The following is a 21,905-nucleotide window of genomic DNA, read 5'->3' as shown; positions in this document are numbered from 1 at the left end:
CGTGACACATCAAGTTGAAAGAAACCGTCGCAAGCGACAAGAAAATGGTTCAACGGCCGAGTCGATTCGGCCCCTCACAGTAGAGACGGTGTCCCCATGAACGATCATCAGCAGCCGGCAGCCGGTTCGCTTCCCGCCGCGCAGGGCATGTACGACCCTGCGAACGAACACGACGCGTGCGGCGTCGGTTTCGTCGCCCATATCAAGGGAAAAAAGAGCCACGAGATCATTCAGCAGGGTCTCAAGATTCTTGAGAATCTCGATCACCGCGGCGCGGTCGGCGCCGATCCGCTTATGGGCGACGGCGCCGGCATCCTCATTCAGGTGCCGGACGGCTTCTATCGCGAAGAAATGGCCAAGCAAGGCGTGACCTTGCCGCCTGCTGGCGAATACGGCGTCGGCATGATCTTCCTGCCGAAGGAGCATGCATCGCGTCTCGCGTGCGAGCAGGAACTGGAGCGCACGGTCAAGGCCGAGGGCCAAGTCGTGCTCGGCTGGCGCGACGTGCCGGTCGATTCCACCATGCCGATTTCGCCGACCGTGAAGGCGAGCGAGCCGCTGATCCGCCAGATTTTCATCGGGCGCGGCAAGGACATCGTCGTGACGGACGCGCTCGAGCGCAAGCTGTACATCATCCGCAAGACGGCGAGCCATCGCATCCAGGCGTTGAAGCTCAAGCACGGCAAGGAATACTTCGTGCCGTCGATGTCGTCGCGCACGGTCGTCTACAAGGGTCTGCTGCTGGCCGGCCAGGTCGGCGTGTATTACCGCGATCTGCAGGACGAGCGCGTCGTGTCGGCGCTCGCGCTCGTGCACCAGCGCTTCTCGACGAACACGTTCCCCGCGTGGGAACTCGCGCACCCGTATCGCATGATCGCGCACAACGGTGAAATCAACACCGTGAAGGGCAACGTCAACTGGCTGAACGCGCGCACCGGCGCGATCGCGTCGTACGTGCTCGGCGACGATCTGCCGAAGCTCTGGCCGCTGATCTATCCGGGCCAGTCCGACACGGCTTCGTTCGACAACTGTCTCGAACTGCTCGTGATGGCCGGCTACCCGCTCGTCCACGCAATGATGATGATGATCCCGGAAGCGTGGGAACAGCACACGCTGATGGACGACAACCGCCGCGCGTTCTACGAATACCACGCCGCGATGATGGAACCGTGGGACGGCCCCGCCGCCATCGCGTTCACGGACGGCCGCCAGATCGGCGCGACGTTGGACCGTAACGGCCTGCGTCCGGCGCGCTATCTCGTCACCGACGACGATCTCGTGATCCTCGCGTCGGAATCCGGCGTGCTGCCTATTCCCGAGTCGAAGATCGTCAAGAAGTGGCGTCTGCAGCCGGGCAAGATGTTCCTGATCGACATGGAGCAGGGCCGCATCATCGAGGACAAGGAGCTGAAGGACAACCTGTCCAACGCGAAGCCGTACAAGAGCTGGATCGACGCGGTTCGCATCAAGCTCGACGAGATCGAGCCGAAGGCGGAAGACGTCGAAACGCAGCGCCGCGAAGCCGCCGCACTGCTGGACCGTCAGCAGGCGTTCGGCTACACGCAGGAAGACCTCAAGTTCCTGATGGCGCCGATGGCGCAATCGGGCGAAGAGGCCGTCGGCTCGATGGGCAACGACTCGCCGCTCGCGGTCATGTCCAACAAGAACAAGACGCTCTACAACTACTTCAAGCAGCTGTTCGCGCAGGTGACGAACCCGCCGATCGACCCGATCCGCGAAAACCTCGTCATGTCGCTCAACTCGTTCATCGGCCCGAAACCGAACCTGCTCGACACGACGAACATCAACCCGACGATGCGCCTCGAAGTGTCGCAGCCCGTGCTCGACTTCAAGGACATCGCGAAGATCCGCGCGATCGACAAGTACACCGGCGGCAAATTCAGCTCGTATGAGCTGAACATCTGCTATCCGGCGGCGTGGGGCAAGGAAGGCATCGAGGCGCGTATCGCGTCGCTGTGCGCGGAAGCCGTGGATGCCGTGCGCTCCGGCTACAACATCCTGATCGTGTCCGATCGCAAGATGGACCGCGACAACGTCGCGATCCCGGCGCTGCTCGCCACGTCCGCGATCCACTCGCATCTCGTCGCGCACGGTCTGCGCACGAGCACGGGTCTCGTCGTGGAAACGGGCTCGGCGCGCGAAACGCATCACTTCGCGCTGCTCGCGGGCTACGGCGCGGAAGCCGTTCACCCATACCTCGCGCTGGAAACGCTCGCCAACATGGCCGAAGGCCTGAGGGGCGATCTGTCGGCGGAGAAGGCCATCTACAACTTCACGAAGGCGGTCGGCAAGGGCCTGTTGAAGGTCATGTCGAAGATGGGCATTTCGACGTACATGTCCTACACCGGCGCGCAGATTTTCGAAGGCGTCGGCCTGTCGTCGGAACTCGTCGAGAAGTATTTCAAGGGCACGGCGACGAAGGTCGGCGGCATCGGCATCTTCGAAGTGGCGGAAGAAGCGATTCATCTGCATCGCGAAGCGTTCGGCGACAACCCGGTCCTCGCGAACATGCTCGACGCGGGCGGCGAATATGCGTATCGCGTGCGCGGCGAAGAGCACATGTGGACGCCGGATGCGATCGCCAAGCTGCAGCACTCGGCGCGCAGCAACTCGTATCAGACGTACAAGGAATACGCCCACATCATCAACGACCAGACGAAGCGTCACATGACGTTCCGCGGTCTGTTCGAGTTCAAGGTGTCGCCGTCGAAGGCGATTCCGCTCGATGAAGTCGAATCGGCGAAGGAAATCGTCAAGCGCTTTGCGACGGGCGCGATGTCGCTCGGCTCGATCAGCACGGAAGCGCACGCCACGCTCGCCGTCGCGATGAACCGCATCGGCGGCAAGTCGAACACGGGCGAAGGCGGCGAGGACGAAACGCGTTATCGCAACGAACTGCGCGGCATTCCGATAAAGAACGGCGACACGCTGCAATCGATCATCGGCAAGGAAGTCGTCACCGACATCCCGCTGAAGGAAGGCGATTCGCTGCGCTCGAAGATCAAGCAGGTCGCGTCGGGACGTTTCGGCGTGACGGCGGAGTATCTGTCGTCGGCGGACCAGATCCAGATCAAGATGGCGCAGGGCGCGAAGCCGGGCGAAGGCGGTCAGCTGCCGGGCCACAAGGTGTCCGAATACATCGGCAAGCTGCGTTATTCGGTGCCGGGCGTCGGCCTCATTTCGCCGCCGCCGCACCACGACATCTATTCGATCGAAGACCTCGCGCAACTCATTCACGATTTGAAGAACGTGAATTCGTCGTCGAGCATTTCGGTGAAGCTGGTGTCGGAAGTCGGTGTCGGCACGGTGGCCGCGGGCGTTGCGAAGGCGAAGGCGGATCACGTTGTGATCGCGGGCCATGACGGTGGCACGGGCGCATCGCCGCTGTCGTCGCTCAAGCACGCTGGCACGCCGTGGGAACTCGGCCTCGCCGAAACGCAGCAGACGCTGGTGCTGAACCGTCTGCGCGGGCGCATTCGCGTGCAGGCCGACGGTCAGATGAAAACCGGCCGCGACGTCGTGATCGGCGCGCTGCTCGGCGCGGACGAATTCGGCTTCGCGACGGCGCCGCTCGTCGTCGAAGGCTGCATCATGATGCGCAAGTGCCATCTGAACACGTGCCCGGTCGGCGTCGCGACGCAGGACCCGGTGCTGCGCGCGAAGTTCTCGGGCCAGCCGGAACACGTCGTCAACTTCTTCTTCTTCGTTGCGGAAGAAGTGCGCGAAATCATGGCGCAGTTCGGTATCCGCAAGTTCGACGACCTGATCGGCCGCGTCGATCTGCTCGACATGAAGAAGGGCATCGAGCACTGGAAGGCTAAGGGCCTCGACTTCTCGCGCATCTTCTATCAGGTGCCGGTGGGCGAAGACGTCGCGCGCAAGCACGTCGACGTGCAGGATCACGGTCTCGACAAGGCGCTCGATCACGTGCTGATCGAGAAGTCGAAGGCGGCGATCGAGAAGGGCGAGCATGTGTCGTTCATCCAGCCGGTGCGCAACGTGAATCGCACGGTCGGCGCGATGCTGTCCGGCCTCATCGCGAAGACGCACGGTCACGACGGCCTGCCCGACGACTCGATTCACATCCAGTTGAAGGGCACGGCGGGCCAGAGCTTTGGCGCGTTCCTCGCGAAGGGCGTGACGCTGGATCTCGTCGGCGACGGCAACGACTACGTCGGCAAGGGCCTGTCGGGCGGGCGCATCATCATTCGCCCGACCAACGACTTCCGCGGCAAGTCCGAGGAAAACATCATCTGCGGCAACACGGTGATGTACGGCGCGATCGAAGGCGAATCGTATTTCCGCGGCGTCGCGGGCGAGCGCTTCTGCGTGCGCAACTCGGGTGCGACGGCGGTCGTCGAAGGCACGGGCGATCACGGCTGCGAATACATGACGGGCGGCACGGTGGTCGTGCTCGGCGAGACGGGCCGCAACTTCGCGGCGGGCATGTCGGGCGGCATCGCGTTCGTGTACGACCCGGAAGGCGCGTTCGCTGGCAAGTGCAACAAGTCGATGGTCGCGCTCGATCCGGTGCTGCAGCAGGCCGAACAGGAGCGCACGGTGGATCGCACGCTGTGGCACGCCGGCAAGACCGACGAAGCGCTGCTCAAGGGGCTGATCGAGCGTCACTTCCAGTTCACCGGCTCGCCGCGCGCGAAGTCGCTGCTGGAAAACTGGGATTCGGCTCGCCGTCAGTTCGTCAAGGTGTTCCCGACCGAGTACCGTCGCGCGCTCACCGAAATGGGCGCGAAGAAGGGCAAGGAAGCGGTCGCGGCTTAAGCCTCGTTCAATCAGACAGACGCGCGCTCCGGGAGCGCGCGCGATCCTCACCAAATACAGAGAAAGAAATGGGCAAGGCAACCGGTTTTCTCGAGTTCGAACGCCGCCACGAGGCGTACGAAGCTCCGCTTACCCGCGTCAAGCATTACAAGGAATTCGTCGCCGCGCTGACCGATGAAGACGCGAAGGTTCAAGGCGCGCGCTGCATGGACTGCGGCATTCCGTTCTGCAACAACGGCTGCCCGGTCAACAACATCATTCCGGACTTCAACGATCTCGTGTTCCAGCAGGACTGGAAGAGCGCGATCAACGTGCTGCATTCGACCAACAACTTCCCGGAATTCACGGGCCGCATCTGCCCGGCGCCGTGCGAAGCGGCGTGCACATTGGGCATCAACGACGATCCGGTCGGCATCAAGTCGATCGAGCACGCGATCATCGACAAGGCTTTCGCCGAAGGCTGGGTCGTGCCGCAACCGCCGAAGCACAAGACGGGCAAGAAGGTCGCCGTCGTCGGTTCGGGGCCCGCGGGTCTCGCGGCCGCGCAGCAACTCGGACGCGCGGGCCATGAAGTCGTCGTGTTCGAGAAGAACGATCGCATCGGCGGTCTGCTGCGTTACGGCATCCCCGATTTCAAGCTGGAGAAGTGGCTGATCGATCGCCGCATGCGTCAGATGGAGGCGGAAGGCGTGTCGTTCCGCACGAACGTGTTCATCGGCAAGGATGCGCTGCCGGAATACATCGCGAATACGGCGAAGGAAACCATCACGCCCGACGAGCTGAAGGAACAGTTCGACGCGGTCGTGATCGCGGGCGGCTCGGAAACGCCGCGCGATCTGCCGGTGCCGGGGCGCGAGCTCGAAGGCATCTACTACGCGATGGAATTCCTGCCGCAGCAGAACAAGGTCAACGCGGGCGACAAGCTGCCGGATCAACTGCTCGCGAAGGGCAAGCATGTCGTCGTGATCGGCGGCGGCGATACGGGTTCGGATTGCGTGGGCACGTCGAATCGTCATGGCGCGAAGAGCGTGACGCAGTTCGAACTGCTCGCCCAACCGCCCGAGGAAGAGAACAAGCCGCTCGTGTGGCCGTACTGGCCGATCAAGCTGCGTACGTCGTCGTCGCATGAAGAAGGTTGCGAGCGCGACTGGTCGGTTGCGACGAAGCGCTTCGAAGGCAAGAACGGCAAGGTCGAGAAGCTGATCGCCGTGCGCGTCGAGTGGAAGGGCGGCAAGATGCAGGAAGTGCCGGGTTCCGAGTTCGAGATGAAGGCCGATCTCGTGCTGCTCGCGATGGGCTTCACGCAGCCGGTGTCGCCGGTGCTGGATGCGTTCGGCGTCGAGAAGGATGCGCGCGGCAACGTGCGCGCCGCGACCGAAGGCGACAAGGCGTATTACACGTCGGTCGATAAAGTCTTCACCGCCGGCGATATGCGTCGCGGGCAGTCGCTGGTCGTCTGGGCGATTCGCGAAGGACGTCAGTGCGCACGATCGGTGGATGCGTATCTGATGGGATCGAGCGAGTTGCCGCGGTAAGCGTCGCTCGACGCTTCATGCAAAAAGGCCACGCAATCGCGTGGCCTTTTGCTTTTGAGCGCGGACGGGTCAAACCTCCGCCATCGCCCTCTCGATCTCGATCTTGTAATCATGGAACATCGCGACCGACTCGCGATGCGCCACGCTCACAATCGCCGCCTTCGGAAGCCGCTCGACCAGCATGTTGTAGATATGCAGCTCGTTCTCGGCGTCGAGCGCGCTCGTGGCTTCGTCGAGGAACACGAAGTCCGGCTTGTGCAACAGCACGCGCGCGGCAGCAAGCCGTTGCTGCTCGCCCGGCGACAGACTCCGCGCCCAATGCGCGCTTTCCTCCAGCCGATCCGCATACGCCTCGAGATTGCACAGACGCAGCGCGTCGCGCGACTCTTCATCACTGAACGTTCCGCCCGCCGACGGATACGAAAGCGCCGCGCGCAACGTGCCGATCGGCAGATAACTCATCTGCGGGACGAACATCATCTTCGCGTCGACGGGCGCGTCGATCGTGCCGTCGCCGAACGGCCAAAGACCCGCGAGCGCGCGCATCAACGTGCTCTTGCCCGAGCCCGATGGACCGACGACCAGCCAGCGCGAACCCGGCTCGATCGACACGTTCGCCACGCGCGAAAGCGGCGTGCCGTTGGGCAGCGCGAGCATGAGCCCGTTGGTCGTGAGCGACGGCGTGCTCGTGTAGTGCAGGTTGATGCCGCCGCGCTCCGTCGCCGGCGACGTTTCTTCGCGGATATGCGTCGAGCGCATTACGCGCTTGAATTCGCGCAGACGATTCACGGTCGCGCGCCATTCGACCAACGTCGAATAACTGTTGATGAACCACGAAAACGAATCGCTGACCGTGCCGAACGCCGATGAAATCTGCATCAGCACGCCGAACGAAAACGCGCCCGCGAAGTAGCGCGGCGCGGCGACCATGATCGGGAAAATGATCGCGATCTGCCCGTAGAACGACAGCACGAAGGTCATGCGCTTCGTGTACTTCATGATCATCCACCAGTTGTCGCGAATGCGCTGGAAGATGGTCTTTGCGTTCGCCGTTTCGGTCGCGATGCCGTCATAAAACGCAATCTGTTCGGCGTTCTCGCGCACGCGGATCAGGCCGAAACGGAAATCGGCCTCGACCTTCTGCTGCTGATAGTTGATCGACACGAGCGGATGCCCGACCTTCTGGATGATCAGCGAGCCGAGAATCGCGTAGAGCGCGGCGGCCCAGACCATGTAGCCCGGAATCGTGATCGGCGTGCCGCCGAGCGAGAAGGTCAGCGCGCCCGCGATGGTCCAGAGAATCGTGATGAAAGTGACGAGCGTGACGAGCGTCGAAAGCAGATCGAGCGAGAGCGAAAGCGTGGTGGTGGCGAAGGATTGCAGGTCGTCGGAAATACGCTGGTCGGGGTTGTCGGCGAGGCGGTCGCGCTCGATGCGGTAGAACGCCTTGTCACCGAGCCATTGTTCCAGAAAGCGGTTGGTGAGCCATTGACGCCAGCGAAACGCGAGCATCTGCCGCAGATATCGACCGTACACCGCGAGCAGGATGTACGCGAACGCGAGGCCCGTGAAGATCAGCAGCAGATGCGGAAAGTCCTTGACGTTCTTGTTCTGCAGCGCGTTGTAGAAGTCGGCGTTCCAGCTGTTGAGCCGGACGTTGATCCACACAACGGTCATGTTGATCGCGATGATCGCGACGAGAAGGCCCCACGCGAAGCCGCGCTCCTCCGACACCCAGTAGGGCTTGATGAGGCTCCACGCCGAGACTTCGTCGGCCTTCTGCTGCGTGCTTTCGGTATGGGTGTTGGTCATGAGCTTCCTGCTGATGCGCCTCGTGGCGCCCGATTGTTACGTCCGCGGCCGGGCCGCGCGCGGCGTTTTCCGGCTCCGCAGATTGTTCCGGGGTTCGCTTAACGCTCACTTAATTTCGGGCGATCGTCCTGCGAACCATGTTCGCGGCATTGTGCCAGAGTGCCGCCGCGCACGATAAAAGGCGGGGAATCCCGGTTTGCAGCGCCTTCGCCTTTCATGTTTTAATGACCCTCGACGAAACAGGGGTGCTTCGCGTGCATCGGCGGCCGGAACGGTCGGCAGCGCGGCGAGGCTGAGAGAGACCCTTTGCACCCGATCCGGGTAATACCGGCGAGGGAAGTTTCCGGAGACCGCGCGAGCCTCGCGCCATTCCTCCAGTCTCTTCCAGTCCTTTCTTCGCGCCCGGCGCGCTTCATGCGCTGCCGAGCCGGTCTCTCCCGCTGATTTCGTCCTCGTGATGTGGCGCCGCGCCAGCACGATCGGGATCGCGTCTTTCGTCTCCATCGTGCAGCGCAGCGTTACGCGTATGGAGACATCGAATTGATGAACAGAATCGATCAGGGCGCCGCGCGCCGGCCGGATTTCGCCGTCGTCGGCGGCGGGCTCGTCGGACGGCTCGTCGCCTGGCAACTCGCGGGCGCGGGCCACGACGTCGCGCTTTACGAACGCGGCGACGCCGCCGGCACGCAGTCGGCCGCGTGGGTCGCCGCCGCCATGCTCGCGCCGCTCGCGGAAGCGGCGAGCGCGGAGCCGCTCGTCGTCGGGCTGGGGGCGGCATCGCTCGAACGCTGGCCTGAACTCATCGTGCAATTGCCCGAGCCGGTTTTCTTTCAGCGCAACGGCACGCTCGTCGTCTGGCACGGCGCGGATCGCGCCGAAGCGCCGCTCTTCGAACGCCGTCTCAAGGCCAATTCGCCCGCCGATCTGCTCGACGGCGGCTTCGTCAAGCTCGCGGGCGCGCAAGTCGCGCAAGCCGAACCGGCGCTCGGAACGCGCTTCGCGCAGGGCTGGCTGCTGCCGAACGAAGGCCAACTCGACAACCGTCAGGCGCTTGGCGCGCTCGCCGCCGGACTTGCCGCGCGCGGCGTGCGTACGCACTGGAACACCGCCGTCGATGCGATGCCCGACGCGCGCTGGATCATCGATTGCCGCGGCCTCGGCGGCAAGCCCGCGTGGCCCGCGCTGCGCGGCGTTCGCGGCGAAGTCGCGCGCGTGCACGCGCCGGGCATCGGGCTGACGCGGCCGGTGCGGCTCTTGCATCCGCGCTATCCGCTCTACATCGCGCCGAAGGAGAACGATCTCTACGTGATCGGCGCGACGGAAGTCGAGGGCGAGGACATGTCGCCCGTGAGCGTACGTTCGGCGCTCGAGCTGCTGAGCGCCGCGTTCGCGGTGCATCCGGGTTTCGGCGAGGCGCGCATCCTCGAACTGAACTCGCATTGCCGGCCGACCTTGCCGGATCACCGGCCGGCGATCGTCTGGGACGGGGCGCGGACCTTGCGCGTGAACGGCTTGTACCGGCACGGCTTCATGATCGCGCCCGAAGTCGCGGATGCCGCGTGCCGTCTCGCCGACGCGCTCGCTTCCGGCGATATCGCCGATGCCGAGGCCTTCTCCGATTTCCGCAGCGCCGCGCGCTGGCCCGAACTGCTGCACGGCGAGTTCGCGGTTGCGCCAGCGCTCTAGTCATCAGGAAACAACCATGAACATCCACATCAATCAGCGCGTCTTCGATTTGCCCGACGCCACCACCGTCACCGACGCGCTCGCCGCGTTCGGCGCGAAACCGCCGTTCGCGGTCGCGCTGAACGGCCAGTTCGTCGCGCGCGGCGAACACGCCACGAAAACGCTCGCCGCCGGCGACAAGCTCGACGTCGTGTCGCCCGTCGCGGGCGGCTGAACTCCGAACCGAAGGATCGAACCATGACCATTTCCACCGCCGACGTCCTCACGCTCTACGGCGAGACGTTTCCGAGCCGCGTGCTGCTCGGCACGTCGCGTTATCCGTCGCTGCAATCGCTTTCCGACTCCATCGACGCCGCTCGGCCGGGCATGGTCACGGTCGCGCTGCGCCGTCAGTCGGAGACCGGGGAAGCCGGCTTCTTCGATGTGCTCAAGCGCCACGGCGTCGCGCTTTTGCCGAACACGGCGGGCTGCCAGAGCGTCGACGAGGTGCTCACGACCGCGCACATGGCGCGCGAGGTGTTCGAGACGCCGTGGATCAAACTGGAATTGATCGGCGACGACTACACGCTGCAGCCCGATCCGATCGGCCTCGTCGAAGCGGCGGCCAAGCTGATCCGCGATGGCTTCAAGGTGCTGCCTTACTGCACGGAAGATCTCGTCATCGGCCGGCGTCTGCTCGATGCCGGCTGCGAAGCGCTGATGCCGTGGGGCGCGCCCATCGGGACGGGCAAGGGCGTGACGAATCCATACGGGCTGCGCACCTTGCGCGAGCGTCTGCCGGATGTGCCGCTGATCGTCGATGCCGGTCTCGGCGTGCCGTCGCATGCGTGTCAGGTGATGGAATGGGGCTTCGATGGCGTGCTGCTCAACACGGCCGTCTCGCAGGCAACCTTCCCGCCGCAGATGGCGCGCGCGTTCGCGCTCGGCGTCGAAGCGGGGCGCACCGCGTTCCTCGCGGGCCCCATGGCCGAGCGCGACAGCGCGCAGGCGAGCACGCCGGTCGTCGGCATGCCGTTCTGGCATCAGGACGGAGGCGCGGCATGAGCTTGTTGAATCGTGAAGTGTTCTGGCCGCCGGCGGACGAGCTGACTGAAGTCGCCGAGCGGATTCGCGCGCGTCTGGGCGAATGGCCGGCGGCGGAAACGCGCTGGCGCATCTGCCTGACCGCGCCGGAATCGCCGCAGGCGAGCGACATCATCGTGTTCAACGAGCCGCACGATGTGGCCGCGAACGGCGCCGCGGCAATCCTCGAAGCGCATGGCGATCGCGTCACGCTGCGTCGTGGCGACGAGCGTTTCGCGCTCGAAGGCGAATGGTCGGATGATTGGCTGTCCGCGCTCGCCGCTTTCCTCGACTGCAATTTCGAGCCGCACGACGCGCTGACGCTCGCGCTCGCCTGGCGCGCGGGCGATGAGAACAAGGACGACGCGTGGCCCGTCGATTTCGCGACGTTTCCGCGCGTCGCCGATCTGCCCGCCGCGCCCGAAGGCGGATTCCCGGCGTGCCCCGATCGGCTCGGCCTGTATCCGGTGCTGCCGAGCGCCGACTGGGTCGAGCGCGTGCTCGATCTCGGCGTCCGCACGACGCAACTGCGCCGCAAAACCGCCGACGCCGCCGACTTGCAGCGCGAAATCTCGCGCTCGGTCGAGGCGGGACGTCGGCATGACGCGCAGGTTTTCATCAACGATCATTGGCGCGAGGCGATTGCGGCGGGCGCGTACGGCGTGCACCTCGGACAGGAAGACGTGCAGACGGCCGACCTGAACGCCATCGCGAAAGCCGGCGTGCGGCTCGGTCTGTCGACGCACGGCTATTACGAGATGTTGCGCGCGCTGCACTTCAAGCCGAGCTACCTTGCGCTCGGCGCCGTCTTCCCGACCACGACGAAAGTCATGCCGACCAAGCCGCAAGGGTTGGCGCGCCTGTCGCGCTACGTGCAACTGCTGTCGGGGCGGGTGCCGCTTGTCGCCATTGGTGGAATCGACGCCAAGGCGATGCCGGGCGTGCTGGAAACCGGCGTGCTCAGCGCGGCGGTCGTGCGCGCGGTCACCGAGGCGCCGGACACAGCCGCGGCGGTTTTGTCACTGCAAAAAATGTTCGCAGGTCAACGGTGAAAAGTCCCAAAAGCAAGGGGATACACGCCTAGGCAAAGCACCGATTGCGCGCAGGCCCTATAATTCGGCCTCTTGCGCCAACGGAATCTCTTACCCAGTGCCTGCTTTCTCCGAGACTCTGCTAGAGCTACGCGACGTCGACTTCGGCTACGGCGACCGGCTCGTCCTGTCGAACCTGAACATGCGATTCACGCGTGGGCAGGTGGTCGCGGTCATGGGCGGCTCAGGCTGCGGCAAAACCACGACCTTGCGTCTGGTCGGCGGTCTCGTGAAGGCGAGTCGCGGCAAAGTCATGTTCGACGGACAGGACGTCGGCGCCCAGACGCGCGACGGTCTGTACGCGCTGCGCCGGAAGATGGGCATGCTGTTCCAGTTCGGCGCGTTGTTCACCGACCAGACGGTGTTCGAGAACGTCGCGTTCCCGCTGCGCGAACACACGGACCTTCCGGAAGCGCTGATCCGCGATCTCGTGCTGATGAAGCTGAACGCGGTCGGCCTGCGCGGCGCGCGCGATCTCACGCCGTCGGAGATTTCGGGCGGCATGGCGCGCCGCGTGGCGCTCGCCCGCGCAATCGCGCTCGATCCCCAGTTGATGATGTACGACGAGCCGTTCGCCGGCCTCGATCCCATTTCGCTCGGCATCACGGCGCAGCTCATCCGCACGATCAACGACGCGCTCGGCGCAACGTCCATTCTCGTTACGCACGACGTACCGGAATCCTTCGCGATCGCGGACTACGTGTATTTCATCGCGAACGGCGGCATTCACGCCGAAGGCACGCCGGCGCAACTGCGCGCATCGCAGGATCCGACCGTGCGCCAGTTCATCGACGGCACGCCCGACGGCCCATTCAAGTTCCACTATGCGAGCACGCCGCTCGCCGCAGATTTCGGCATCGGAGGGCAGGCATGATCAGCGCGCTCGGACGCTGGGTGCTCGACGGTTTCGGCACCGCAGGCTACGCAACGCGCATGTTCCTGCGCCTCGTGGTCGAATTTTTTCCGCTGTTGCGCCGCCCGCGCCTCGTCACGAAACAGATCCACTTCGTCGGCAATTATTCGCTCGTCATCATCGCGGTGTCGGGTTTGTTCGTCGGCTTCGTGCTCGGCTTGCAGGGCTATTACACGCTGAGCCGCTACGGTTCGGAACAGGCGCTCGGGCTTCTGGTGGCGCTTTCGCTCGTGCGCGAGCTCGGGCCGGTCGTCACGGCGCTACTGTTCGCGGGGCGCGCGGGCACGTCGCTGACCGCCGAAATCGGCTTGATGAAAGCCGGCGAGCAACTCACCGCAATGGAAATGATGGCGGTCGATCCGCTCAAGGTGGTCGTCGCGCCGCGCATGTGGGCGGGCATCGTCGCCATGCCGGTGCTGGCGGCCATTTTCAGCGCGGTCGGCATCATCGGCGGCTACGTCGTCGGCGTGATGCTGATCGGCGTCGATCCGGGCGCGTTCTGGTCGCAGATGCAAGGCGGCGTGGACGTGTGGCGCGATGTCGGGAACGGCGTCATCAAGAGCATCGTGTTCGGCTTCGCGGTGACGTTCATCGCGTTGTTCCAGGGCTACGAAGCACGGCCAACGCCCGAAGGCGTGTCGCGCGCGACGACGAAAACGGTCGTATATGCGTCGCTCGCCGTGCTCGGGCTCGATTTCCTGCTCACCGCACTGATGTTCAGCTAATGAACCAAGCGCAGGCGCCGCACGAGGCGCAGGCGTTGTGAAGGGCACAGACCGTCACGCGCCATCTGCGAAAAGATTCTCTTTGGGAAGACGATGAAAAAGACTGCTCTCGACTTTTGGGTCGGCCTCTTCGTGGTGCTCGGTTTCGTGGCGCTGCTCTTTCTCGCGCTGAAGGCGGGCAACATGAGCTCCCTGTCGTTCCAGCAAACCTACGCGGTGAAACTGAAGTTCGACAACATCGGCGGACTGAAGGCGCGCGCGCCCGTGAAGAGCGCGGGCGTGACGGTCGGGCGCGTCGGCAGCATCGGCTTCGATGCGAACACGTATCAGGCCGTGGTCACGATCGATATCGACAAGCAGTATCAGTTTCCGAAGGATTCGTCCGCGAAGATCCTGACTTCCGGCTTGCTCGGCGAGCAATACATCGGCCTCGAGCCGGGCGGCGACGATCAGATGCTCAAGAACGGCGACACCATCACGATGACGCAATCGGCCGTGGTGCTCGAAAACCTGATCGGCCAGTTCCTCTACAACAAGGCGGCGGATTCGGGCGCCTCGAAATCGTCGGGGGCGCCGGCTGTGCCCGAGCCCGCACGCGCGCCGGCTTTCCCGGGCGCGGCGAGCGCGATGGGCGCATCGGGTGCGGCGGGCGCGGCAGGTGCGAGCGCCGCATCGGGCGCCGCTCAATAAGGAGAAGAACATGCAGGCGATTGGGATGCGGCGCGCAATCATGGTGGCGGGCGTCGTTGCGCTCACCGGTTGCGCGACGGTGACGACGCCGACCAAAGGGGACCCATTCGAGAGCTATAACCGGACGATGTTCACGATCAACGACACTGTTGATCAGTACGCGGTGAAGCCGGTGGCGAAGGGTTACGTGTGGCTCGTACCGGAGCCGGTGCGCAACAGCGTGACCAACTTCTTCTCGAATATCGGCGACGTGTACATCGCCGCGAACAATCTGGCGCAACTGAAAATTGCGGACGGCGTGTCGGACATCATGCGCGTCGCGATCAACACGCTGTTCGGCGTCGGCGGCCTGTTCGACGTCGCGACCATCGCGCGGCTGCCGAAGCATTCCGGCGATTTCGGGCTGACGCTCGGCCACTATGGCGTGCCGTCCGGTCCGTACGTGGTGCTGCCGCTGCTCGGGCCGAGCACGGTGCGAGATTCCGCCGGACTCGTGGTCGACTATTTCGGCAATCCGCTCACCTACGTGAGCCCGGATTCGGTGAGCTGGGCGCTCTATGGCGTGAACCTCGTCAACGTGCGCGCGAATCTTCTGGGGGCGACCGACGTGCTCGCCGATGCCGCGCTCGACAAGTATTCGTTCGTCCGAAACGCATACTTGCAGCGTCGTCAGTATCTGATTTCGGGCGGCGACGGCAGCATGCCGGACTACGGCGAAGCGCCGCTGCCGAATTACGGCGATGAAGGCACGGAAGGCGCATCGGCGACGGCGGCGCCTGCCGCGGCCGCATCGGCGGCTTCGGGTACGGCGGCGGCACCCGCACCGGCGAGCGGTAGCGCCAACACCGTGCCGGGCAACCAGTATGTTCCGCCGCGCGCGCCGCCGGGTTTCCCTTCATTCCGCTTGCGTTGAGCGGCCTGTCGCTAACGCGCGGTAACATATCTAACGATATTTCTTACGCTTTGGATGCCGCGTCGCCTGAACTCGAATCGGGCGGCGCGCTCAAACCGGAGCATCTACTTTTGCAGGGTCCGTGATGAAAAAATTCTTGCTTCTCCCCATCTTCGCGATGTTCGTCGCGTTTTGTGGCACAGCGTCGGCGCAAAGCGTCGATACGAGCTCGCCCGACACGATGATCAAGACGGTCACGCAACAAGTCCTCGACGAAATCAAGTCGGACTCGAAGATCCGCTCGGGCGACATCAACAAGATCACCGAGCTCGTCAATCAGAAGATCCTGCCGTACACGGATTTCACGCGCACGACGCGTCTCGTGATGGGCCGCAACTGGAATTCGGCGACGCCCGAACAGCAGAAGCAGATCGTCGAGCAGTTCAAGATGCTCCTGATCCGCACGTATTCCGGCGCGCTCGCGCAAGTGCGCGACCAGACGGTTCAATACAAGCCGTTCCGCGCCAATCCGGACGACACCGACGTCGTTGTCCGCTCGGTCGTGATGAACAACGGCTCGCCGGTCGAGCTCGACTATCGCCTGTACAAGACGGCGCAAGGCTGGCGCGTGTACGACATCAACGTGCTCGGCGCGTGGCTGATCCAGGCGTATCAGCAGCAATTCAACGAGCAGATTTCGCGCAATGGCGTGAGCGGCTTGCTGCAGTTCCTGACGCAGCGTAACGAGCAACTCGCGAGCGGCAAGGCATCGTGAGCACGCCAGCCACAGGCGGCCGTTTTCAGACGGCCGCGACGCTGACCCACGAGAGCGCGAAGGCCGCGCTCGAAGCGGGTCTGTCGCGCATCGCTGCGGGCGCGACCGAAGTCGATTGCGCGCCGCTCACGCAGTTCGATTCTTCCGCGCTCGCCGTGCTGCTCGCATGGCAGCGCGCAGCCACCGCGCGCGGCGCCGCGCTCGGCGTCGTCAATCTTCCTTCCGGGCTCGTCAGTCTTGCGCGAGCCTATGGCGTCGATACGCTCCTCTCGTTCCGACATTGATCCTGTTCTGACTCCGCGCAGAAGCGGCGGCTCTGCGTCGCCGCAATCAGGATCGCTCCGAAGTCGGCTCCAACGGCTTTGCCCTATAATCAAACGTTTTTTTCGCAGCCGCTCCCGGCCCTTTTTGTCTGAGGAAGGGAACGTCAGGCGAAAGTCCGCACAATCGAGGCGCGGCCGCACGAGGCGCGCGCACTGTCCATGTCAGCCATAGAAATCCGAAACGTCAGGAAGCGCTACAAGGATCTCCAGGCGCTCAAAGGCGTGAGCCTCACGGTGGAAGAGGGCGAGTTCTTCGGCTTGCTCGGCCCCAACGGTGCGGGCAAAACCACGTTGATCAGCATTCTGGCCGGTCTGGCGCGCGCCGATAGCGGCACGATCTCCGTGCGTGGTCACGATGTCGTCAGCGACTTCCGGGCCGCGCGCCGTGCGCTCGGCGTCGTGCCGCAGGAACTGGTGTTCGATCCGTTCTTCACCGTGCGCGAGTCGTTGCGCATCCAGTCGGGCTATTTCGGCTTGCGCAACAACGACGACTGGATCGACGAGGTCATGGCCAATCTCGATCTCACCGAGAAAGCCGACGTCAACACGCGCGCCCTCTCCGGCGGGATGAAGCGCCGCGTGCTCGTGGCGCAGGCGCTCGTGCATCGGCCGCCGGTGATCGTGCTCGACGAGCCCACCGCCGGCGTCGATGTCGAACTGCGTCAGACACTCTGGAAATTCATCTCGCGCCTGAATCGCGAGGGCCACACGATCGTCCTGACGACGCACTATCTCGAAGAAGCCGAGTCGCTGTGTCATCGGCTCGCGATGCTTCGTCGCGGCGAAGTCGTCGCCCTCGAACGCACGAGCACGCTGCTGCAGCGCTTTTCAGGCATGCAACTGTATCTGCGTCTGTCGAACGGCGCGTTGCCGGCGGACTTGCGCGCGCTCGAAGTCGATCCGCACGCGGTGATGGGCGCGCAACATCTGCTGCGTCTCGCGAGCTATGACGACGTCGAGCCGATTCTCGCGAAATGCCGCGCGGCCGGCTGCACGTTCGATGAAATCGAAGTGCGCAAGGCGGATCTGGAAGACGTGTTCGTGCAGGTGATGAACGAGCCGGAAGTGGTCGAGGGACTTTCATGAGCGGCTTCCAGACGTTGTTCTACAAGGAGCTGCTGCGCTTCTGGAAGGTTTCGTTTCAGACGGTCCTCGCGCCGATCGTGACGGCGCTTCTGTACCTGACGATCTTCGGTCATGCGCTTTCCGGCCGCGTCGAGGTGTATCCCGGCGTCGGTTATACGAGTTTTCTCGTGCCCGGCCTCGTGATGATGAGCGTGCTGCAGAACGCGTTCGCGAACAGTTCGTCGTCGCTGATCCAGTCGAAGATCACCGGCAATCTGGTGTTCGTGCTGCTGCCGCCGATCGCGCATTGGGAGATGTTCTTTGCGTATGTGCTGGCGTCGGTCGTGCGCGGCCTGTGCGTCGGCTTCGGCGTGTTCGTCGTGACGATATGGTTCATCCCGATGTCGTTTTCCGCGCCGCTCTACATCATTGCGTTCGCGATCCTCGGTTCGGGCATTCTCGGCACGCTGGGTCTGATCGCGGGCATCTGGGCCGACAAGTTCGACCAGCTGGCCGCGTTCCAGAACTTCCTCATCATGCCGCTCACGTTTCTTTCAGGCGTGTTCTACTCGACACATACGCTGCCGCCCGTGTGGCGCGCGGTGTCGCATCTGAACCCGTTCTTCTACATGATCGACGGCTTTCGCTATGGCTTCTTCGGCCTGTCCGACGTGAATCCGTTGATGAGCCTCGGCATCGTCGGCGGATTTTTGGCCGTGCTGGCGTTGATCGCCGTGCGACTGCTCGCGAGCGGCTACAAGCTGCGTCACTAATTCTCAAGGAGACTTCCACCATGTTGCCGACTCCGGAGCAGGTGAAGGATTACATCGCCAAAGGCCTCGCTTGCCAGCATTTGGAAGTGGAGGGCGATGGCCAGCATTTTTTCGCGACCATCGTGAGCGACGCGTTCGTCGGCAAGCGGCTGATCGCGCGTCATCAACTGGTTTATGCGGCGCTCGGCGAGCGCATGAAACAGGAGATTCATGCACTCAGCATGAAGACCCTGACCCCCGACGAGTGGAAATCGGCCTGAGTCCACCCGGCGAAGCCAAATCAGGTCATACGACTCAACACACGTAACACCGGCATCACCGGAAAGACAAAGGCAGTAAAGAGTGCGATTCATTCAAGACAACGGCGGCGCTGAAAAGGGCACCGCAGGCAGCTCGGTCGAAGGACAAGCCATGGATAAACTGGTCATCACGGGAGGCGCGAAGCTCTCCGGCGAAATCACCGTTTCGGGTGCGAAGAACGCGGCGCTGCCGATTCTTTGCGCAAGCCTTCTCACCGCCGACGACGTCCATCTGTCGAACGTGCCGAATCTTCAGGACGTTCGCACGATGGTCAAGCTGTTGCGCCAGATGGGCGTGCAGTCCGAAGTGTCCGGCGACGGGCGCGTGAACCTCAACGCGTCGAAGGTCGACAAGCTCGTCGCGCCGTACGAAATGGTCAAGACGATGCGCGCGTCGATTCTCGTGCTCGGTCCGCTCGTCGCGCGCTTCGGCGAAGCGAAGGTGTCGCTGCCCGGCGGCTGCGCGATCGGCGCGCGTCCGGTCGATCAGCACATCAAGGGCCTGCAGGCGATGGGCGCCGAGATCAACATCGAGCACGGCTTCATCGAAGCGCGCGCGAAGCGTCTGAAGGGCGCGCGCATCATCACCGACATGATCACCGTCACCGGCACCGAGAACCTGCTGATGGCGGCGGTGCTGGCCGACGGCGAGACGGTCATCGAGAACGCCGCGCGCGAACCCGAAGTGAGCGACCTCGCGCATCTGCTCGTGAAGATGGGCGCGAAGATCGACGGCATCGGCACCGACCGTCTCGTGATTCAGGGCGTCGACAAGCTGCACGGCGCGAAGCACGACGTCGTGCCGGACCGCATTGAAGCGGGCACGTTCCTGTGCGCGGTCGCGGCCGCGGGCGGCGACGTCACGCTGCGTCGCGTGAGCTCGCATCTGCTCGACGCCGTGACGGCGAAGCTGCGCGAAGCCGGCGTGACGATCGAGGAAGGCGACGACTGGATGCGCGTGCGTATGGGCAAGCGCGCCGAAGCGGTGAATATCCGCACGTCCGAATACCCCGCGTTCCCGACCGACATGCAGGCGCAGTTCATGGCGCTCAACACGATCGCGAAGGGCACGTCGCAAGTCGTCGAGACGATCTTCGAGAACCGCTTCATGCACGTTCAGGAGCTGAATCGTCTGGGCGCGAGCATCACCATCGACGGCAACACGGCGCTCATCGCCGGCGTCGAGAAGCTGTCCGGCGCGAAGGTCATGGCGACCGATCTGCGCGCGTCGGCGAGTCTCGTGATCGCGGCGATGTGCGCGGACGGCGAAACGCTGATCGACCGCATCTACCATCTGGATCGCGGCTACGACCGCATGGAATCGAAGCTGACGGCGGTCGGCGCGAACGTGCGCCGCATCAAGGGCAGCGGGAGCGAGCAATGAGTTCGCTGCCGCAGACGTCGTCGTCGGTGCAGCCGAGCGCGCCCCTCACGCTCGCGTTGTCGAAAGGGCGTATCTTCGAGGAGACGCTGCCGCTGCTCGCCGCCGCGGGCGTGCAGGTGGCCGAAGATCCGGAAAGCTCGCGCAAACTGATCCTTCCGACGACGAATCCGAATCTGCGCGTGATCATCGTGCGCGCGACCGATGTGCCGACTTACGTCGAGTACGGCGCGGCCGATTTCGGCGTCGCGGGTAAGGACGTGCTGATCGAGCACGGCGGCAGCGGCCTGTATCAGCCGGTCGATCTCGATATCGCGCGCTGCCGTATGTCGGTGGCCGTGAAGAACGGTTTCGACTATGCGAGCGCGGTGCGCCAGGGCGCGCGTCTGAAGGTCGCGACGAAGTACACGGAAACCGCGCGTCAGCATTTCGCGGCGAAGGGCGTGCACGTCGATCTGATCAAGCTGTACGGATCGATGGAACTCGCGCCGCTCGTCGGCCTGGCCGATGCGATCGTCGATCTGGTCAGCTCGGGCGGCACGCTGCGGGCGAACAATCTCGTCGAAGTCGAAGAGATCATGCAGATTTCCTCGCGCCTCGTCGTGAATCAGGCGGCGCTGAAGCTGAAGCGCGCGGCGCTCAAGCCGTTCCTCGACGCGTTCGAGCGCGCGACGGTCAGCAAGGGAAATTAGGCGGGCCGCACGACGCGGCGCGCCAACAGCAAAACGGAAAACCAGCATGTCTATCAAGATTCGCAAACTCGATTCCAGCGCCGACGGTTTCCAGAAGGCGCTGCGTGCGGTCCTCGCGTTCGAAGCGAGCGAGGATGAGGCGATCGAGCGCTCGGTCGCGCAGATTCTCGCGGACGTGAAGGCGCGCGGCGACGAAGCCGTGCTCGAATACACCAACAAGTTCGATCGTCTGAAGGCGGACAGCGTCGCGGCGCTCGAACTGCCGCTCTCGGAGATGGAAGCCGCGCTCGAAGGGCTCGAACCGAAGCGCCGCGCGGCGCTCGAAGCGGCGGCGGCGCGCGTGCGCGGCTATCACGAGAAGCAGCGCATCGAATGCGGCAGCCATAGCTGGCACTACACCGAAGCCGACGGCACCGTGCTCGGCCAGAAGGTCACGCCGCTCGATCGCGCGGGCATCTATGTGCCGGGCGGCAAGGCGGCGTATCCGTCGTCCGTGCTGATGAACGCGATTCCGGCGCGCGTGGCGGGCGTGAAGGAAATCGTGATGGTCGTGCCGACGCCCGATGGCGTGAAGAATCCGCTGGTGCTCGCGGCGGCGCTGCTCGGCGGCGTGGATCGCGTGTTCACGATCGGCGGCGCGCAAGCGGTGGCCGCGCTCGCGTACGGCACGCAAAGCGTGCCTGCCGTCGACAAGATTTGCGGTCCGGGTAACGCGTATGTCGCGTCGGCGAAGCGGCGCGTGTTCGGTACGGTCGGCATCGACATGATCGCGGGGCCGTCCGAAATTCTCGTGATCTGCGACGCCACCACCGATCCGCGCTGGGTCGCGATGGACCTCTTCTCGCAGGCCGAGCACGACGAACTCGCGCAATCCATTCTGCTGTGCCCGGACGACGACTTCATCCAGCGCGTGGAAGACGCGATCGTCGAGCTGCTGCCGGCGATGCCGCGTCGCGACGTCATCCAGCGCTCGCTCGAAGATCGCGGCGCGCTCATCAAGGTGAAGGACATGGCCGAGGCGTGCGCGATCGCCAACGATATCGCGCCGGAGCATCTTGAGATTTCCGCGCTCGATCCGCATCAGTGGGCCGCGCAAATTCACAACGCAGGCGCGATGTTCCTCGGCCGCTACACGAGCGAAAGCCTCGGCGATTACTGCGCGGGCCCGAACCACGTATTGCCGACGTCGCGCACCGCGCGCTTCTCGTCGCCGCTCGGCGTCTACGACTTCATGAAGCGTTCGAGCGTGATCGAAGTGAGCGCGGACGGCGCGCAGACGCTCGGCGAAATCGCGGCGGAACTGGCGTACGGCGAAGGCCTGCAGGCGCACGCGAAGAGCGCCGAATACCGGATGAAAAAAGTCGGCTGAAGCGAAAACCGGCCCGAATGAA

The 21,905-nt window shown here is 64.1% G+C and carries 19 protein-coding genes and 1 riboswitch; of the genes, 18 read left to right on the top strand and 1 reads right to left on the bottom strand.

The genetic code is table 11. From position 1 onward, the window contains the following. Window positions 1–96: 96 nt before the first annotated feature. Together NCS03_RS12650 and NCS03_RS12645 are read left to right on the top strand one after the other, a co-directional pair. Window positions 97–4,800 (top strand): glutamate synthase-related protein, encoded by a 4,704-nt coding sequence (locus NCS03_RS12650; RefSeq protein WP_250529233.1) that lies wholly within the window; start codon window positions 97–99, stop codon window positions 4,798–4,800. Window positions 4,801–4,868: 68 nt separating this feature from the next. Beyond that, the gene (locus NCS03_RS12645; protein ID WP_008344103.1) at window positions 4,869–6,335 is read left to right on the top strand and encodes a glutamate synthase subunit beta; all 1,467 of its coding nucleotides are present in this window, start codon (window positions 4,869–4,871) and stop codon (window positions 6,333–6,335) included. Between the two features lie 69 nt (window positions 6,336–6,404). Here the strand turns inward: NCS03_RS12645 and NCS03_RS12640 are convergent, their stop codons facing one another. After that, the gene (locus tag NCS03_RS12640) at window positions 6,405–8,147 is read right to left on the bottom strand and encodes an ABC transporter ATP-binding protein/permease (RefSeq protein ID WP_008344104.1); all 1,743 of its coding nucleotides are present in this window, start codon (window positions 8,145–8,147) and stop codon (window positions 6,405–6,407) included. A gap of 231 nt (window positions 8,148–8,378) precedes the next feature. Next, window positions 8,379–8,503, top strand: a riboswitch (TPP riboswitch). Between the two features lie 187 nt (window positions 8,504–8,690). On the opposite strand from NCS03_RS12640, the gene NCS03_RS12635 reads away from it, so the two are divergent. The 16 genes from NCS03_RS12635 to hisD all read left to right on the top strand — a co-directional run bounded on the left by NCS03_RS12635 (window position 8,691) and on the right by hisD (window position 21,883). Beyond that, window positions 8,691–9,833, top strand: a complete 1,143-nt coding sequence (locus NCS03_RS12635) for an FAD-dependent oxidoreductase (protein WP_250529232.1) — start codon at window positions 8,691–8,693, stop codon at window positions 9,831–9,833. A 16-nt stretch (window positions 9,834–9,849) separates the two neighbouring features. Continuing rightward, entirely contained in the window at window positions 9,850–10,047 is a 198-nt protein-coding gene (thiS, locus tag NCS03_RS12630) for a sulfur carrier protein ThiS (protein ID WP_008344107.1), read from the top strand. A gap of 23 nt (window positions 10,048–10,070) precedes the next feature. Further along, entirely contained in the window at window positions 10,071–10,877 is an 807-nt protein-coding gene (locus tag NCS03_RS12625) for a thiazole synthase (protein WP_008344109.1), read from the top strand. Beyond that, window positions 10,874–11,947: a thiamine phosphate synthase gene (gene thiE / locus NCS03_RS12620; RefSeq protein ID WP_250529231.1), complete on the top strand. Its 1,074-nt coding sequence runs from the start codon at window positions 10,874–10,876 to the stop codon at window positions 11,945–11,947. Before NCS03_RS12625 ends, thiE begins: the two co-directional genes overlap by 4 nt. 97 nt (window positions 11,948–12,044) lie before the next feature. After that, entirely contained in the window at window positions 12,045–12,860 is an 816-nt protein-coding gene (locus tag NCS03_RS12615; protein ID WP_250529230.1) for an ABC transporter ATP-binding protein, read from the top strand. Beyond that, window positions 12,857–13,624, top strand: coding sequence for a lipid asymmetry maintenance ABC transporter permease subunit MlaE (gene mlaE, locus NCS03_RS12610; RefSeq protein WP_008344114.1), 768 nt, complete (start codon window positions 12,857–12,859; stop codon window positions 13,622–13,624). Before NCS03_RS12615 ends, mlaE begins: the two co-directional genes overlap by 4 nt. A gap of 93 nt (window positions 13,625–13,717) precedes the next feature. After that, window positions 13,718–14,314, top strand: coding sequence for an outer membrane lipid asymmetry maintenance protein MlaD (gene mlaD, locus NCS03_RS12605; protein ID WP_250529229.1), 597 nt, complete (start codon window positions 13,718–13,720; stop codon window positions 14,312–14,314). A gap of 10 nt (window positions 14,315–14,324) precedes the next feature. Continuing rightward, window positions 14,325–15,227: an MlaA family lipoprotein gene (locus NCS03_RS12600; RefSeq protein ID WP_008344117.1), complete on the top strand. Its 903-nt coding sequence runs from the start codon at window positions 14,325–14,327 to the stop codon at window positions 15,225–15,227. A gap of 124 nt (window positions 15,228–15,351) precedes the next feature. After that, window positions 15,352–15,981, top strand: a complete 630-nt coding sequence (locus tag NCS03_RS12595) for an MlaC/ttg2D family ABC transporter substrate-binding protein (protein ID WP_008344118.1) — start codon at window positions 15,352–15,354, stop codon at window positions 15,979–15,981. After that, window positions 15,978–16,265 carry an STAS domain-containing protein gene (locus tag NCS03_RS12590; protein WP_081851876.1) on the top strand — a complete coding sequence of 96 codons (288 nt, stop codon included), beginning with the start codon at window positions 15,978–15,980 and terminating at the stop codon, window positions 16,263–16,265. Before NCS03_RS12595 ends, NCS03_RS12590 begins: the two co-directional genes overlap by 4 nt. A 198-nt stretch (window positions 16,266–16,463) precedes the next feature. Continuing rightward, window positions 16,464–17,390, top strand: a complete 927-nt coding sequence (locus tag NCS03_RS12585; protein ID WP_008344124.1) for an ABC transporter ATP-binding protein — start codon at window positions 16,464–16,466, stop codon at window positions 17,388–17,390. Continuing rightward, complete coding sequence (locus tag NCS03_RS12580; RefSeq protein WP_008344126.1) at window positions 17,387–18,142, top strand: ABC transporter permease; 756 nt, start codon at window positions 17,387–17,389, stop codon at window positions 18,140–18,142. Before NCS03_RS12585 ends, NCS03_RS12580 begins: the two co-directional genes overlap by 4 nt. A 20-nt stretch (window positions 18,143–18,162) precedes the next feature. Next, complete coding sequence (locus NCS03_RS12575) at window positions 18,163–18,402, top strand: BolA family protein (RefSeq protein WP_008344127.1); 240 nt, start codon at window positions 18,163–18,165, stop codon at window positions 18,400–18,402. A gap of 151 nt (window positions 18,403–18,553) precedes the next feature. Continuing rightward, on the top strand, window positions 18,554–19,825 hold the full coding sequence (gene murA / locus NCS03_RS12570) for a UDP-N-acetylglucosamine 1-carboxyvinyltransferase (protein ID WP_008344128.1): 1,272 nt from the start codon (window positions 18,554–18,556) through the stop codon (window positions 19,823–19,825). Beyond that, window positions 19,822–20,514, top strand: coding sequence for an ATP phosphoribosyltransferase (gene hisG / locus NCS03_RS12565; protein ID WP_008344130.1), 693 nt, complete (start codon window positions 19,822–19,824; stop codon window positions 20,512–20,514). The genes murA and hisG overlap by 4 nt, the downstream gene beginning before the upstream one ends. Before the next feature lie 46 nt (window positions 20,515–20,560). Then, entirely contained in the window at window positions 20,561–21,883 is a 1,323-nt protein-coding gene (hisD, locus tag NCS03_RS12560) for a histidinol dehydrogenase (protein ID WP_008344133.1), read from the top strand. Window positions 21,884–21,905 lie beyond the last annotated feature (22 nt).

The organism is Caballeronia sp. ATUFL_F1_KS4A, assembly GCF_023630905.1.
GTDB classification, from domain to species: domain Bacteria; phylum Pseudomonadota; class Gammaproteobacteria; order Burkholderiales; family Burkholderiaceae; genus Caballeronia; species Caballeronia zhejiangensis.
The sequence above is the reverse complement of the archived record's forward strand: the minus strand, read 5'-3'. Positions and strand labels throughout refer to the sequence as shown.